This is a genomic window from Bacillus sp. HNG (assembly GCF_003400205.1).
GTDB lineage: Bacteria > Bacillota > Bacilli > Bacillales > Bacillaceae_L > Ferdinandcohnia.
Window position 1 is genome coordinate 638,192 of the sequence record NZ_QUQV01000002.1, and the last position, 14,790, is coordinate 652,981.

A 14,790-nucleotide genomic window follows, 5' to 3' on the forward strand; every position below is an offset into this window, starting at 1 on the left:
ACTTTGTGAGTGTTCTACCTCATTAATGTTCAAGCTCTCGAACCGTTCCTTCTTCTTTGCCTTCGAGCATCATCGTTTTCAAATCATGTCCAGATGGATTTTGGAATAAGCGAAGCCCGAATTCCTGAGCAACCGCAAAAAGATGGTCAAAAATATCAGCCTGAGTGGTTTCATACACAGCCCATCTTACGTCGTTTGTAAATGCATATATTTCAAGTGGCAACCCGTGCTCTGTTGGGGCTAGTTGCCTAACCATCAATGTCATTTCCTGATTTATTCCATGATGCTGTTTAAGGTAATTGCCTACATAGGCTCGGAATACTCCAATATTTGTAAGAGCTCTTCCATTAACCGGATTGTTCCGGTTAATTTCATGCTTGATATTGTATTCCTCAATTTCGAGTTCCCTGTTCGTGATGTAATCAGAAAGTAGTTGGATTTGTTTAAATTTCTCAATCATTTCTTCCGTACAAAATGAAATACTAGCTGTGTCGATAAATAAGGAGCGCTTGATTCTTCTCCCTCCTGAGGACTGCATTCCTCTCCAATTGATAAATGAATCGGAAATCATAGCATAGCTTGGTATTGTCGTTATCGTTTTATCAAAATTTTGCACTTTAACTGTGACTAATGAGATATCAATTACATCCCCATCTGCCCCATATTTAGGCATTTCAATCCAGTCACCAACCCGAACCATATCATTGGACGTCAACTGTACACCTGCAACAAGACCTAATAAGGAATCTTTAAATATCAACATAAGAACAGCCGATAAAGCACCAATCCCACTTAACAAAAGAAGTGGACTCTTCCCCATGAGATTTGCGATAATCAAAATAATCCCAAAGGTGATGACAATAATTTTAACTACCTGAATATATCCTTTAATCGGACGAGTCTTCGACACCTCATAGGTTTGATACATATCATTAATGGCATTTAATATGCTACTAAGAACCATTAATCCAACGATAATGATATATGTATTGGCACCCATTTGAATCAAATGCTCATAATTTGGAAAGGTTGTAGAAAAGCGGTGAATGATAATCGCCGGAACAATATGGGATAGTCTACGAAATACCTTTCTTTCTAAAAGCATATTATCCCATTGATATTTGGTTTTGGTTACGATTCGTGTAATGATATTAATGATCACTTTTTTGGTGATAAAATTGGCCACTATACAGATGAGCGCAATAAAAAGAATCATCAATACACCCGAAAGATAATGCGCCCATGTTGGGTCCAATCCATAATCTAAAAGTCGCCTATTAATAAACTTCATATTTCCCCTCCATGGTATGTAATTTGGCTGTCTCCATACGCGTGTAGTGAGATATTTACTATTATAACAGAATGTTGTGGCCGTCTTCTTTACTAATATATTACGTTTGTCCAAAAAAATCGCGTATTAGTACGTGGATTTACTTCGTTTCTCTTGGATTTACATCTTCTCACGAATTTTTTCGTTATCTGCTACGGATTTGCGTCTACATACGAATATTTGCGTCGTATCCAAAGGATTTGCATCTACACCGACAGTTATGCTTCGCAGTTAAAAAGAGACCTAACCACAGTAGTGATCAGGTCCAATTTATTGGGAGAGTGGTATCTAGCCTTTAAATACTCTCCTGTTTCAATCCATCTATGATATTTTCTTTTTTAATTTTTTGAATGGAATACAGCATGGCTGCACCCACAATCACAAAGATAGTGATAACAACAAATAAGATGCTCACCCAAGGAAGATTAAATCCATATTCAAAGGTATTTCGAAGTGACCAATAGATTAGATACATAACTGCCAGACTAATCGGAAGTCCGTATAGTAAAGCCATCACACCATAAAATATACTCTCATAATTGATCATTTTGTTGAACCCTTTTGGGGTCATCCCCACTGAGCGCAGCATCGCAAATTCACGTTTACGAAGTGAGATGCTTGTTGAGATGGTATTAAAGATATTTGCAACCGAAATTAATGAAATTAAGGCGATAAACCCATACGTAAAGATTGATATCATGACTACCATTTGCTCTTGTTCTTGTCTTCTTTGATAGACGTTATACACATGTGTGCCGGAGTCTGTCATTTTATCCAGTTCTTCTTGTGTTGCCATTGGATCTGAGCTATTCATGTATAATTCAGCTTGGATTTCATTTTTTACCGTCTCATTATCTGATACAATTTTAGTTAATACATCCTCTGAAACAATTATATCTAATCCACCTGGTCCACTCGAAGATATCCCCATCGGAAGCTGTGTAGTTAAGGCACCAATTTCAATGGTATTTACAAACTGTTGCTCATCATTTTCATAATTAAGCCTAACCAAATCAATTGTATTCCCAACCTTAGTCTCGATCGATTTCGTCTCAACAAATTTACCTGACTCGTAATCCTGGTAGGAAATATGATCAACAATGATGGCTGTAGGTGTTTCTGTATTTGCAAATTGTGATGAATCCGTACCCACTTTAACAGCGTATTTCTTGAAACTTTTCTTATCTAGACCATGTAATCTTACATAATAGAAGTATTTACCATCCTTTAACATGGAAGGATCATTTTCGACTTGCTTTTTCAGTTCATGTGGAAGTTGATCCTCCTCTATCCATGCCATTAAACCCGCTGTTTGGACAATCGTTGTTTCTGTTACATAGTCAAGTTTCGTAAACTGCATTAAATCGTCTTTGTCCATTTGATCATTAATCACTTGAATATCAAAATTTATGTTCTCTTGGGATAGTTCAAGGGACTTTTTAAGATTCTCTGTAAAAAACGAAACGGTTAAAAAGAGGACAATACTTATCACGAGTGAGAAAACAGTAGCTTGGTATCTTTTTTTATTTCGTTTCAGGTTCTTTAAACCAATTTCAGCTTCCATTCCAAACAACTTACGAACCATTTTTGTAGTCTTTACAGTTTTTCGAGATAACTTGATATCCTGCGTTTGCCGAATGGCATCAATAGCTGATACTTTGGAAGCCCTCTTTGCAGGTATATAGGTTGAAATAAAAATAGTCACTATCGAAATGACACACGCAACTAACAGCGAGGCTGGTGTAACGATTAGCTTTAATTTCTCATCTATATTTAGTGCACCTTCAAGATAAGAGTTAATAAACGAGAAGGTTACCCCAATTCCAGCTAGGCCAGAAAGAATGCCAATTGGAATACTAATCGCACCAATCACAGTTCCTTCAAAAAAGACTGAATTTCGCTTTTGTTTTCTGGTTGCTCCTACACTTGATAGCATACCTAAGTGTCTAGAACGTTCAGAAACACTAATTGCAAAAGCATTGTAGATTAACGCAACCGAACCAATAATAATCACTGTCATTATAATTCCAGCCAACGAAAATAATGTGGCGCGGAGGCTATCATTATCAGTTACACCATAAAAGCGTAACAATTCTTTATTATAAGAAACAGAGTCGATACCATTTTTTTTGGCGATATTTTCAGAGTGTTTATATAGTGTGCCATTCACTTTTTCTAACACAACCAACGCATCTACTGTACGAGTTGAGTTCAAAGCATTTTCTTCAACGTATTTTATAACCGTATATCCCGGAGACCAAGCTGGCTCCCAAGTTGGGCGCTTGATCGTTCCCACGATTGTAAATGTTCCATTGGTATCAATTTTAAGATTTTCCAACGTCCCATTTTCATCTGATTGCAAGGAGTAATTTTGACCGAGTGGCTTTTCTTCTCCAGCTAACATCCTTTGACCGATTTCCACCGTTAGTGTGTCGCCAATGTTATATGCTACTTTAGCGTTCTTTGCAATTTCTTCGGATATGACAATTTCATTTTCTGTGAATGGTAGTCGTCCCTCAGCTATCTCTATTGGAAATTGTTGAAGTCCAGCTGAGTTGTATTCTTTAAAATATAAATAGGGTTTCCCTTTATTTTCTGACCCTTCAAGTTTTGCATAGCCAAGGTCATTTGAGAGGATCAACTTTTTGGTTTGCTCATCATTTTCAATCGCCTGTATTTGTTCTGCATTAACGTCATTATATTTAACGTGCCACTCCCCATTTGTGGCAATATGATCTCTAATAAGCAAGTTTAAAAACGAAACGCCTAGCGTAGCAACAGCTGTTATCATCGCTACCGAAATGATTACCCCAATGATCGTTACAAGTGTTCTTCGTTTGTTTTCCCTCAGATGACGAATTGTTAGTTTGTTGATGATGTTCATGGACGAATCACCTCATCCTTTGCAATCCTACCATCCTCAATGGATATAACGCGGTCGGCTTGAAGGGCGATTCGCTCATCATGTGTAATCACAAGTAGAGTTTGATTGTAGGTTTTATTGAACATTTTTAAAAGCTCAATGATTTCGCTACTATTCTTACTATCTAAATTACCAGTAGGTTCATCTGCTAGCATAATGGCTGGGTTACTAATCAAGGCACGACCAATTGAAACCCGTTGCTGTTGACCACCTGATAGCTGATTGGGAAGATGATTTAAACGATTCTCTAATCCAAGTATTTTTACTACATCTGATAATTGCTTCGGATCCACTTTATGTTCATCTAGCAACATTGGCAGTGTGATGTTTTCTTCTACCGTTAAAATCGGGATTAAGTTATAAAACTGATAGATTAATCCGATTTGTCTTCTTCTAAAAATTGCTAATTGAGTTTCATTTAAGTCATAAATATCCGTGTTATCAATTAGAACCTTTCCACTAGTTGGACGATCCACTCCACCGAGCAGATGTAAAAGTGTTGATTTTCCTGAACCCGACGGTCCGATGATTGCCACAAATTCTCCCTTTTTTACTGTAAACGACACATTATCAAGGGCCTTAACCGCTGTTTCCCCTTTTCCGTATACCTTAGACAGATTTTCGATTTGTAATATATTCATTTTGAAACCTCCATATTTTCGATCTTGGGTTCAGTATATCTGCCTAAGATGACTATTAAGTGACTCTAAAGTGACTATTTATTCACTTTAGATAATCTGTTTATAAAATTTAATAAAAAACTTTGTCCCTTTTCCCTCTGTACTTTTCACTTCAATATCTCCTTGTTGATTTTTAATGATACTATAAGCCATCGCAAGCCCTATGCCCACGCTGCCCTCACTTGCATTTTTCCCCTTATAAAAACGTTTAAAAATATGGGGGAGATCCTTTTTGGCAATCCCCTTCCCGTTATCCGAAACGATAATCTCGGTATACATCGCATTTTCTGAAAATGAGATCGAAATTTCTCCATTATTCTGTGTATGCTCAACACAGTTTTTTAAAATATTGATAAGTGCCTCTGCTGTCCAGTTAAAATCACCCACAAGAGAAACCTCTTTTTCTCCATGCACTTTAAGGTTTTGCTGTTTAATATCCATTGGTACAAGAATAGGATGAATCGCCCGCTCAACCAATTCTGAAACATATACAGTTTCTTTTTTAAACAGAACGGTACCTGCATCAATTTTCGAAAGCTTTAACAATGACGATACGAGCCACTCAATTCTTTCTAATTGAACACGAATGTTATTTGTAAATTCAGTACGCTTTGAATCGTCTAATTTTGCATCCCCTAATAAATCGGCCATAACCATCATCGAGGTTAATGGTGTTTTTAATTGATGAGAGATATCCGAAATCGCATTCGTTAATTTAACCTTATCCTGCTGTAATAACGCACTATGCTCAGACAGCATTAATGTCACTTTATAGATTTCACTTTTTAAAATACTAAGTTCACCTTCATGGTTATCTCTTACATCTAAACTATAAGCCCCACTTGCAATTTTGCGTAAATAACCAGAGAGCTTTTCGATTTCACGATATCTCCATTTTGTAAACAGCATGCTACATCCAATTAATAGGACGGATACGACAAAAACAAAGAATACAACTTGTCCAGAAAACAGAAAATACGCTACTCCTATCGCAAGTAGCGAAATGATGATTTGCATAAACAGGTAGAATTGGACTTCTCGGTTACGTAGCATTTCACTCACCAACCTTATAGCCCATGCCACGAATCGTCTTAATGATTTTTGGGCTTTGTGGTTCATCCTCAAGCTTCTCTCGTAATCTTTTGATATAAACGGTCAATGTATTATCATTCACGAAATCACCTGCTACATCCCATATCCGTTCAAGCAACTGTGTTCTCGTTAGAACTTGACCAATATGATTTGCAAAAATCAATAATAGCCGGTACTCCAACGAGGTTAGAATGACTTCCTCGCCATTTTTATATACCTTCCCTTCTAACGTGTTAATCCGTATCTTGTCGATATCAATGATGGTTTTTGGCTGAGTTGTTGTTTGCTTGTTATACCTACGAAGGACAGACTTAATCCGTGACAGAAGTTCACGAATCCGAAATGGCTTTGTAATATAATCATCGGCACCCATATCCAGACCCATAACAACATTCACTTCATCATCAAGTGCCGTTAAGAAAATAACTGGTTTATCACTTTGCTTTTTAACCAACTCACATAATTCATAGCCGCTTCCGTCTGGCAATGATAAATCAAAGAGGCAAAGGTCAATCCCATTTATTTTTTCCGTGATTACCTTCTTGGCATCCATCGCATGATGACAAACAACTGTCTCGTAGCCATCCTGCTTTAACGAATAATCCAAGCCAGATGCTATGGTTTTATCATCTTCAACAAGTAATATTTTCATAGTGACTCAGGCAAAGGGACAGGTCCCTCGTCCCAACACCTCCTATTGTTTTTATTAAAAACGTTACTAGAATATTTTAACAAAAACAAAAGCCCCTGGATATGTGGTAAGACATTTCCAGGGACTCAAATTTACAGATAGATAAAATAAGCAATGAACGTAACAAAGAGAACATACATAATCGGATGTACTTCTTTATGTCTTCCCAATGCAAGCATTGTAACAGGATACATGATGAATCCAAGTGCTATCCCTGTTGCAACACTAAATGTTAATGGCATCATAATAATCGTTGTAAATGCCGGAATCGCAATATCGAGCTTCGTCCAATCGATATGTCGAACTTCCGCCACCATCATCGCACCCACGATAATGAGAGCTGGAGCTGTTATTTCAGACGTAACAACTGACAACAATGGCGAGAAAAAGAGAGCTAAAAAGAAAAACCCTGAGATGACGATCGACGAAAAACCAGTACGTGCACCTGCGGCAATACCTGCCGTTGATTCAATCAAGGATGCAGTTGGAGACGTCCCCAAAACAGAACCAATAACAGTGGCGGAGGCATCCGATAATAAGGCAGGTCCCGCGTTTGGAATTTTATTGTCCTTTAAAATACCAGCCTGGCTCGCAACAGCAATCAATGTACCTGCTGTATCGAAAAATCCAACAAATAAAAATGTGAAAATGACAATAATTAAATCGGGTGTAAATACATTTGGAAGCTCGGAAAAAACAACACCAAATGTAGGTTCAAGACTTGGTATGCTACCAATGATAGCTGTCGGCTTGTCAATGATTCCAAAGAGCATCCCTACAATTGAAGAAACAACCATTCCGTAGAAAATTCCACCACGAATTCCTCTTACTAACATTACGGAGGTAATGATGAATCCGAATAAAGCAAGTACAGTTGCCCCAGATGTGAAATCTCCGAGTGATACAAATGTCGCCTCATTCCCAACAATGATTTTTGCATTTTTTAATCCGATAAAAGCGACAAAGAACCCAATCCCACCCGCAATCGCATACTTCAAATCCTGTGGAATCACATTAATAATTTTTTCCCGCACTTTTAACACACTTAAAATCACAAATAAAATACCTGCGACGAAAACGCCTGTTAATGCTGTTTGCCACGGAATTCCCATCCCGATCACGACTGAATACGTAAAAAATGAATTAAGGCCCATACTAGGAGCAATCCCAATTGGATAATTAGAAAGAATACCGATCAGCAATGAGCCAAGAATAATGGTAATCGCAGTTGCGGTAAAAACGGCACCTTTATCCATCCCTGATTCGCCTAGGACGATAGGATTGACCACAAGGATGTAGGCCATCGATAGAAATGTTGTGAGCCCACCAATAAATTCCTGTTTATATGTAGTTTGACGTGTTGTGAAATCAAAATAATTTTTCATATTTCTATATTCCCCATTTTGATATGAATTATTTTTTCAAAATAAAAAAAGCCTTGATAGTGTAATCCTACCAAAGCATGTACAAATGTATGCCAAAAGGTTATTAAGATATCCTTTTGGCATACATTTGTAGTCAAGCTTTTTACGGTAGCTTGGTAGAAACAATCGGGCCATATTCCCGAACATATACAAATTACTATATTAATATAATTATGAAAGTTTAACAGTGATATTCTATTGCGTCAAGCATTTTTAAGTTGTTCTATACATAATAGAACAGATTTGTTATAATATAAATAGAACAGATTGGAGGGATCAAAAATGATTATTCAAATCGAACCTGAATCTGAAATTCCCATTTACCAACAGATTACGAATCAAATCATCGAAGGAATCGCAAGAGGATCCATTCAGCCAGGTGATTCCCTACCTTCCGTGAGAACTTTTGCTGCAGACCTTGGCATCAACATGCACACAGTCAACAAAAGCTATCACCAGTTAGAGAAAAAAGGGATTATTCGAATCATGCCAAAGTCTGGTGCAGTGATCTCTTCCCCTCGAGATTTTAATGAATCCACTCTCGAACGATTAAAAAGTGATTATAAATTACTCATCGCGGAATCGCTTGTTGTCGGTATGTCTAGTGAACAAATTCAAGAATTAGTTTCTTCTATTATTCAAAGTTTTAAAAGCTCATTAAATAAGGAGGTTTAATTATGACTTTAGCAATCTTTCTTGTGATCGCAGTCATCCTAGCCGGAATTCAAACCGCTGTTCCTTTTATTGTGAAGCGCACAGTTATCTTTGGGGTTACGGTGCCAGAAAAACATATCAAGGATGAAAATCTTTCTTCTTATAAAAAGAAATATGCTCTATTAGTTTCCCTTTTATCAATTGTTGCTTTGGCCAGTTATGTTGCATGGGTGCTTGGGAGCAGTCCTTCCGAGGAACAAACGGTTCTGATCGGTACCATTATTCAATTTGCGATAATCCTGTTTAGTTTTACTCTCTATTTTTATTTTCATGGAAAAATACTTCAGTTAAAAAAGGAAAAGAAATGGGGAGAAAATGCGACGCAGGTACAAATCGCAGACTTGTCCGCTCGTGCTAAGGATGAAATGCTGCCATGGTATGTCTTTTTAGTACCGATGGTTATTACAGTTGGTTTGATTGGTTACACCATTGCACAATACGATCTTCTTCCAAACCAGATTCCAACTCACTGGGGAGTTAACGGGGAAGCTGATGCCTTTACTGAAAAAACACCAGTATCAGCCATTTCATCACTACTTATGCTGTTAGTGATGCAGGCTATGTTCTTAACGATTATTGTAAGTACAAAAAAATCAGGCATTAAACTAAGTGCAACAGCAACTAATGCTTCACGAGTTAGACAACTCACGTTACGTAAATATACAAGTTGGCTTATGTTTTTAACAACCATTTTACTAACAGGAATGTTTAGCTTCTTTCAATTAAGAACCATTCACCCTGATATCGTGAATGGCACAATTGTAATGGCAGTTCCACTCATTTTTCTAATCGTGACTTTAGGCGCTACCATTGCTTTTGCCATAAAAGTGGGGCGTTCCGATAGAATAAACATTGGTGAAACGAATGCAGGAATAAGAGATTATGACGATGATTCACATTGGGTCGGTGGGCTCTTTTATGTTAACAGACAGGATCCATCCATCTTTGTTGAAAAACGCTTTGGCGTTGGGTGGACAATCAACTTCGGGAACCCAATCGGATATTTTATTATCTTAATCCCACTCGCACTCATCATCCTGTTCAGTTTGCTTTAAAAATCGACAAGCGCGGGCTTGTCGATTTTTTTAATTGGATGAAGGATTTAGTTTCATTTTAGTATCATAATCGCTGAAAAGTTTACCGTAAAAATAAGCAAAACTACCTTGTAAACCTGCAGCTAGATAAAAAGGTAAGGCTAACGCACCCAATCCAAAAAGGTATCCTGCTAGGTATGGACCGATAGACATGGGAAGACGCATTGAAAGAAGATGGATGCTTGATGCAAATCCACTGCGGTGACCTCGAGTTAGGCTCACACTGAGTGCCTGCTGAGCTCCTTGCGACCCACGATTTAAAGCTGTGCGGAAAAGATAAAGTATTGAGACAAGCGCGTAGGAAGACAACAATGGCATTAATAGTAAAAGGAGACATGCAATGTAACGGACCATTACGATTGATTGAACGGTTCCATATTTGTGTGAAATTCTTGACTGAAAGATTGAAGTCATCCCAGTTGCAAAAAAAGTAAGGGCTAACGTGCTACCAATTTGACCACTGCTCACCCCGAATTTTACAGAAAACCAATATGCCATCATTGGCCCTGTCAATCCAATTGCAATTCCATTTAAGACATTAATCCCAGCTAATTTTAAAATGGCCGTATTTTCTTCTTTAGTCATTTGTGTATCATCAATGGTTTGTTTCTTGATTGATGTCTGCCTCCGCTTGATCTGTGCTTCACCTTTTGTCGTTAAAATAATCGAAGCCGTCACAAGTGAGAAGGCAAATGTAACATAAAAAGCAAGTTGGTAGGAAGAAGTTCCGGAACTAATGCTCATATTGCCAACGAGCATTGCACCTGCCGCCATTCCGAAAAAACTAAGCGCATTGTTCAAGCTGTAGATTTTTCCACGCTCAGACGGTTTGATAAAGGCTGCCAGCCAAGCCTGTTCCGCTGGAGCAAACGGACTTGCGGAACCTGCATCAGCTTTTCCAAAACCGGAAAATGTGACGGCGATGAATAATAGAATCGGGTTGGTTGTCATGATTCCAATTAATGCACACACGGCTGTTAATAGCTCCGAAAAAAGAACGAACGGTTTCCTGCCGATTCGGTCACTATAAATTCCGATGAGTGGTGCGAGTAAAACTCCAAGTAGCCCACCTGCCGCTAACACAGCTCCGATTTGTATAGCGCTCCATCCTATGGTGTCAAGGTATAAAGCGAGAACTACAACCATCATGCCTTGTCCAATGCTTCGTATCGTGTTGACCAACATCAGCTTTTTAACGACTGGATGTATTTGAGTTGTGTTGTCTTCTTTAATAAGCATCTTTTCACCACTTTATGTAAGGAACTTGATAGTAAAAGCCTTCCATTTAGGAGTGGTAATTATTCACAGGGGATTTGGGGAGCATTTTTGAGGAGGGGCTGGGGGCGTTAAGGACTTCATTACCTCGATGTTGGACTTTCCGATCAGGTACTGGATGCGTTCGGGTCTTCATCAACTCGATGAAGAAGATTTCGCAGGGGCGCAATTTCCTCTTCATAAAGTAGATGAAGAGGAATTTGGCAGGGAACCAAACCTCGTTTTCCCCTTCATAACCACGATGAAAAGTACTTGGCCGGGAATCAAACCTCATTTTCCCTTTCATGACCCCAATCAAGCTGTTTACCCATTTTGCCCCCCAAAAAAAGAGATACTAAAGGCAATTTTAAAAATTACCCCTAGCATCTTCGTCAGAATTTCATTTTTCGATAAATCAATGGTTCCCGTTCCTCAACCGTTTTACGATTCGCCGCCTGTACTGCTTTTTCAACGATATGGTGATCTGGTGCCAAATGACAGACAGGGTCTGTTGCTTCCGCATCCCCAGTCAGAGCAAATGCCTGGCAGCGACACCCGCCGCCGTCTTGGTGCAACAAATCACATGACCGACATGTTCCTGGCAACCATTCATCCCCACGAAATCGATTAAACGAGTCCGATTCATACCAAATATCATTCAACGATTGCTCACGTACATTTTCAAAAGAGATTCCTTCAATCATCCCAGCCGTTGGGCATGGCAACACATCCCCATTCGGGGCGACAGTAAGAGCAATGGCTCCCCAACCGCCCATACATGGCTTGGGCGTCGACTCATAATAATCAGGTATAACCCAAATGATTTCCATTTCTTTGCCGAGGCGCTCCCTTGCAACCTCGTAAGCCTCACTTGCCCGCTCTATCTGCTCTTTACTTGGCAGGAGCCGCTCTCTGTTAAGCAGTGCCCAATTATAAAACTGGGTATTTGCTAATTCCAGACGTTCTGCTCCCACTTCGTGAGCAAACGTAATGATTTCATCCAATGTATCAATATTTAACCGGTGCAACACAACATTTAATGATAAATGCATCCCCGTACGTTTTACGGCTTCAACAGCCTTTCGTTTCTTTTCAAACGCCTTTAAGCCACCAATTTGATTGGACAGCTCCTCCGACCCTGCTTGAAAGCTGATCTGAACATTTGCTAATCCGGCTTCCTTCAGCATCTTAGCTTTTTCCTCAGTCAATCCTATCCCACTTGTAATCAGATTTGTGTACATTTCTAATGAATTTGCATATTCGATCAACTCATCTAAATCGTGCAACAAAAGTGGCTCACCGCCCGAAAAATGAACCTCAACCACGCCTAGTTCTGCCGCTTCCGATAACACCCGACACCAATCATTAGTGGATAATTCCATTTCTTTTAATGTCATTTCAACAGGGTTGGAGCAATATGGACAATGCAATGGACAACGATGCGTAAGCTCAGCTAGTAACGAAAATGGGGGCTGCACTCTATGTTTCTTTGACTCTAGCATCTTGCATCACCACCCATCCTTCGTCCATCATTTTCAAAATAAACTTCGTGATATCCGCCTGCATAATTTCAAAATCCGGCAATTTCTCTGACTCTAGCGAACTTCTCATTTTTTCGGTGATGGTGTGAATGGATTCATTTCCGTCACAAAAAGCAAGAATTGATGCGGCAGTTTCATTCAAAACCACCACCTTTTCTGGTAACAAAAGGAGATGCTTTTCTCTCACCTTATCAAATTTGAGTCGCCCCTTTTGTGCGAGTTTTGGAAAACCACTAGTCAAAATCCCCACCACCAATCCTTTTGAACTTAATTAGGGAACGCTTTTTCGATCGCATCAAGCTGAGCCCAGAGTACATCACATTTAAACTGTAATGCCTCCACGGCAAGCTGTTGTTCCTTTAATGTCTCGCAATGGTCCAGTACTACATGTAAAGCAAATTTCGTATCACGCGGTGCTTGTGTTAAACGATTTCTGAAATACCCGAGTCCGGAATGGTCAATCCACGGATACAGCCGTTCAAGGATTTTAATCCGCTCCGAAATTAATATCGGGGAGAACAGTTCCGTTAATGAAGAAGCAATAGCCTCGAGCCACGGTTTTTCCTTCGCAAAGTTCACATAGGCATCTACTGAAAAACGAACAGCTGGAACCACATATTCTTCACTTAATACCTCTTCGCGCGATAGCCCAACAACTTCTCCGAGCCTTAGCCATGCCTCAATTCCACCCTCTTGCTCATCGTTCCCATCATGGTCAATAATGCGCTGAATCCATTCTCGTCTGAACTCTCTTGTCGGAAGTTTGGATAAAATAACCGCATCCTTGATTGGGACCGACTTTTGATAGTAATACCGATTGGCTACCCAACCTCGGATTTGCTCCCGACTTAATGTTCCTTCATGCATCGCCACATGAAAGGGATGTTTGTCATGATAGGAAGAACGCCCAACATTTATTAATCTTTCTTTAAATTCCTCACGTGACCATGGTTTTCCAGCTTCGTGAGATACTCTCGCTATCCCTCCTTGTTGCGACATACTCAAACCTCCAATTCCATACCTTCATAGGCAATCTCAATACCATGTTGTTTTAAGATTTCTGCTTCCTTTGAACCTTTTTTCAAGATCGGATTACTATTGTTTATATGGATTAAAATTTTCCGTTCCGCTGAAAAAGAAGCTAAGTTCTCAATGATGCCTGACGGACCACTGATTGGCAGGTGCCCCATATCTCTTGCATTACGCTTCGTCGCTCCTAATGACACCAGTTCATCCTCAGACCAAAACGTGCCGTCAACCAATAAAATATCTGCTTTATGTAAAGCAGACTCAATTTCCGGAGTCATCGTATCTAATGTCGGAAAATAAGCCACACATTTTCCAGACCTTTCATTTTGTAAAAGTAAACCCACCTCCCAAATCTCTTCATGACCATCATGATTTGACTGGGCGTAGAGTGGTGGCTTCGTAGAAACAGGAATGGTTTCAATGAGGACACTATCCCCAATTCGTTCCTTACCTTCTGGAGTAAGGAACTGCCATTCCCAGGAACAATAGTTTTTCAGCATGGGAATAACCGGAAATGAGGAGTTTAAACATTTTCTCACTGTTTCCGTCCCATAAATTGTTAAATGGGAACCTTCCCTTAACGACAATAAACCGATTGAGTGATCAAGCTCCGCATCGGTTAAAATCACACCAGCAAGTGGTGTTTCTCTAATTCCAGGACCCGCATGAAGGGCAGTGAAGGTTTCAATCTGTCTATTTACATCCGGGCCCGCATTGATAAGATACCAGTCCTTTTCATTCGCAGTTATAGCAAGGGAAGATTGTAACATCGGTTTTAATGCAGCATCCCCAGCTCGAACACCGCAGCAATTGGGACATGCACAATTCCACTGTGGAAAACCTCCACCCGCTGCTACTCCTAAGACCCTGATTCGAATTTTGCTTCCATCCCTTCTATTCAACTTAATCGCGGATATAAGAATACATGGTTACCTCCGCAGCGGTATTAATCACTTCATACTCAGGAATGATCCACACGCTCTTCACCCCCTTTAGTAACATTGGAAAATATTTTATG

General features: G+C 39.4%; 13 protein-coding genes and 1 riboswitch. Of the genes, 2 read left to right on the forward strand and 11 right to left on the reverse strand.

Annotated elements, in window-relative coordinates; translation table 11 throughout:
• Positions 1-22: 22 nt before the first annotated feature.
• From DZB84_RS06470 to DZB84_RS06495, 6 genes are all read right to left on the reverse strand, one after another.
• Positions 23-1,291: a mechanosensitive ion channel family protein gene (locus DZB84_RS06470; protein WP_116351432.1), complete on the reverse strand. Its 1,269-nt coding sequence runs from the start codon at positions 1,289-1,291 to the stop codon at positions 23-25.
• Between the two features lie 334 nt (positions 1,292-1,625).
• Positions 1,626-4,214 carry an ABC transporter permease gene (locus tag DZB84_RS06475; protein WP_116351433.1) on the reverse strand — a complete coding sequence of 863 codons (2,589 nt, stop codon included), beginning with the start codon at positions 4,212-4,214 and terminating at the stop codon, positions 1,626-1,628.
• Positions 4,211-4,894, reverse strand: coding sequence for an ABC transporter ATP-binding protein (locus tag DZB84_RS06480; RefSeq protein ID WP_116351434.1), 684 nt, complete (start codon positions 4,892-4,894; stop codon positions 4,211-4,213). Before DZB84_RS06480 ends, DZB84_RS06475 begins: the two co-directional genes overlap by 4 nt.
• Before the next feature lie 87 nt (positions 4,895-4,981).
• Complete coding sequence (locus DZB84_RS06485; RefSeq protein ID WP_116351435.1) at positions 4,982-5,986, reverse strand: sensor histidine kinase; 1,005 nt, start codon at positions 5,984-5,986, stop codon at positions 4,982-4,984.
• Position 5,987: 1 nt separating this feature from the next.
• Positions 5,988-6,677 carry a response regulator transcription factor gene (locus DZB84_RS06490; RefSeq protein WP_116351436.1) on the reverse strand — a complete coding sequence of 230 codons (690 nt, stop codon included), beginning with the start codon at positions 6,675-6,677 and terminating at the stop codon, positions 5,988-5,990.
• A gap of 131 nt (positions 6,678-6,808) precedes the next feature.
• Positions 6,809-8,101, reverse strand: coding sequence for an NCS2 family permease (locus DZB84_RS06495; protein ID WP_116351437.1), 1,293 nt, complete (start codon positions 8,099-8,101; stop codon positions 6,809-6,811).
• Positions 8,102-8,211: 110 nt separating this feature from the next.
• Positions 8,212-8,313: riboswitch (purine riboswitch) on the reverse strand.
• A gap of 109 nt (positions 8,314-8,422) precedes the next feature.
• On the opposite strand from DZB84_RS06495, the gene DZB84_RS06500 reads away from it, so the two are divergent.
• Positions 8,423-8,815 carry a GntR family transcriptional regulator gene (locus DZB84_RS06500; protein WP_116351438.1) on the forward strand — a complete coding sequence of 131 codons (393 nt, stop codon included), beginning with the start codon at positions 8,423-8,425 and terminating at the stop codon, positions 8,813-8,815.
• 2 nt (positions 8,816-8,817) lie between these two features.
• On the forward strand, positions 8,818-9,909 hold the full coding sequence (locus tag DZB84_RS06505) for a DUF1648 domain-containing protein (protein ID WP_116351439.1): 1,092 nt from the start codon (positions 8,818-8,820) through the stop codon (positions 9,907-9,909).
• Positions 9,910-9,939: 30 nt separating this feature from the next.
• On the opposite strand, the gene DZB84_RS06510 is transcribed toward DZB84_RS06505, so the two are convergent.
• The 5 genes from DZB84_RS06510 to pqqB form a co-directional block, all read right to left on the reverse strand.
• Positions 9,940-11,187 (reverse strand): MFS transporter, encoded by a 1,248-nt coding sequence (locus tag DZB84_RS06510; RefSeq protein ID WP_116351440.1) that lies wholly within the window; start codon positions 11,185-11,187, stop codon positions 9,940-9,942.
• Positions 11,188-11,594: 407 nt separating this feature from the next.
• On the reverse strand, positions 11,595-12,704 hold the full coding sequence (gene pqqE / locus DZB84_RS06515) for a pyrroloquinoline quinone biosynthesis protein PqqE (protein ID WP_116351441.1): 1,110 nt from the start codon (positions 12,702-12,704) through the stop codon (positions 11,595-11,597).
• A complete protein-coding gene (gene pqqD / locus DZB84_RS06520) occupies positions 12,682-12,984 on the reverse strand; it encodes a pyrroloquinoline quinone biosynthesis peptide chaperone PqqD (RefSeq protein WP_189655167.1) in 303 nt (100 codons plus the stop codon). Before pqqD ends, pqqE begins: the two co-directional genes overlap by 23 nt.
• Before the next feature lie 26 nt (positions 12,985-13,010).
• The gene (gene pqqC / locus DZB84_RS06525) at positions 13,011-13,742 is read right to left on the reverse strand and encodes a pyrroloquinoline-quinone synthase PqqC (RefSeq protein ID WP_116351443.1); all 732 of its coding nucleotides are present in this window, start codon (positions 13,740-13,742) and stop codon (positions 13,011-13,013) included.
• A gap of 2 nt (positions 13,743-13,744) precedes the next feature.
• Positions 13,745-14,674 (reverse strand): pyrroloquinoline quinone biosynthesis protein PqqB, encoded by a 930-nt coding sequence (gene pqqB / locus DZB84_RS06530; RefSeq protein WP_189655168.1) that lies wholly within the window; start codon positions 14,672-14,674, stop codon positions 13,745-13,747.
• Positions 14,675-14,790: the final 116 nt, after the last annotated feature.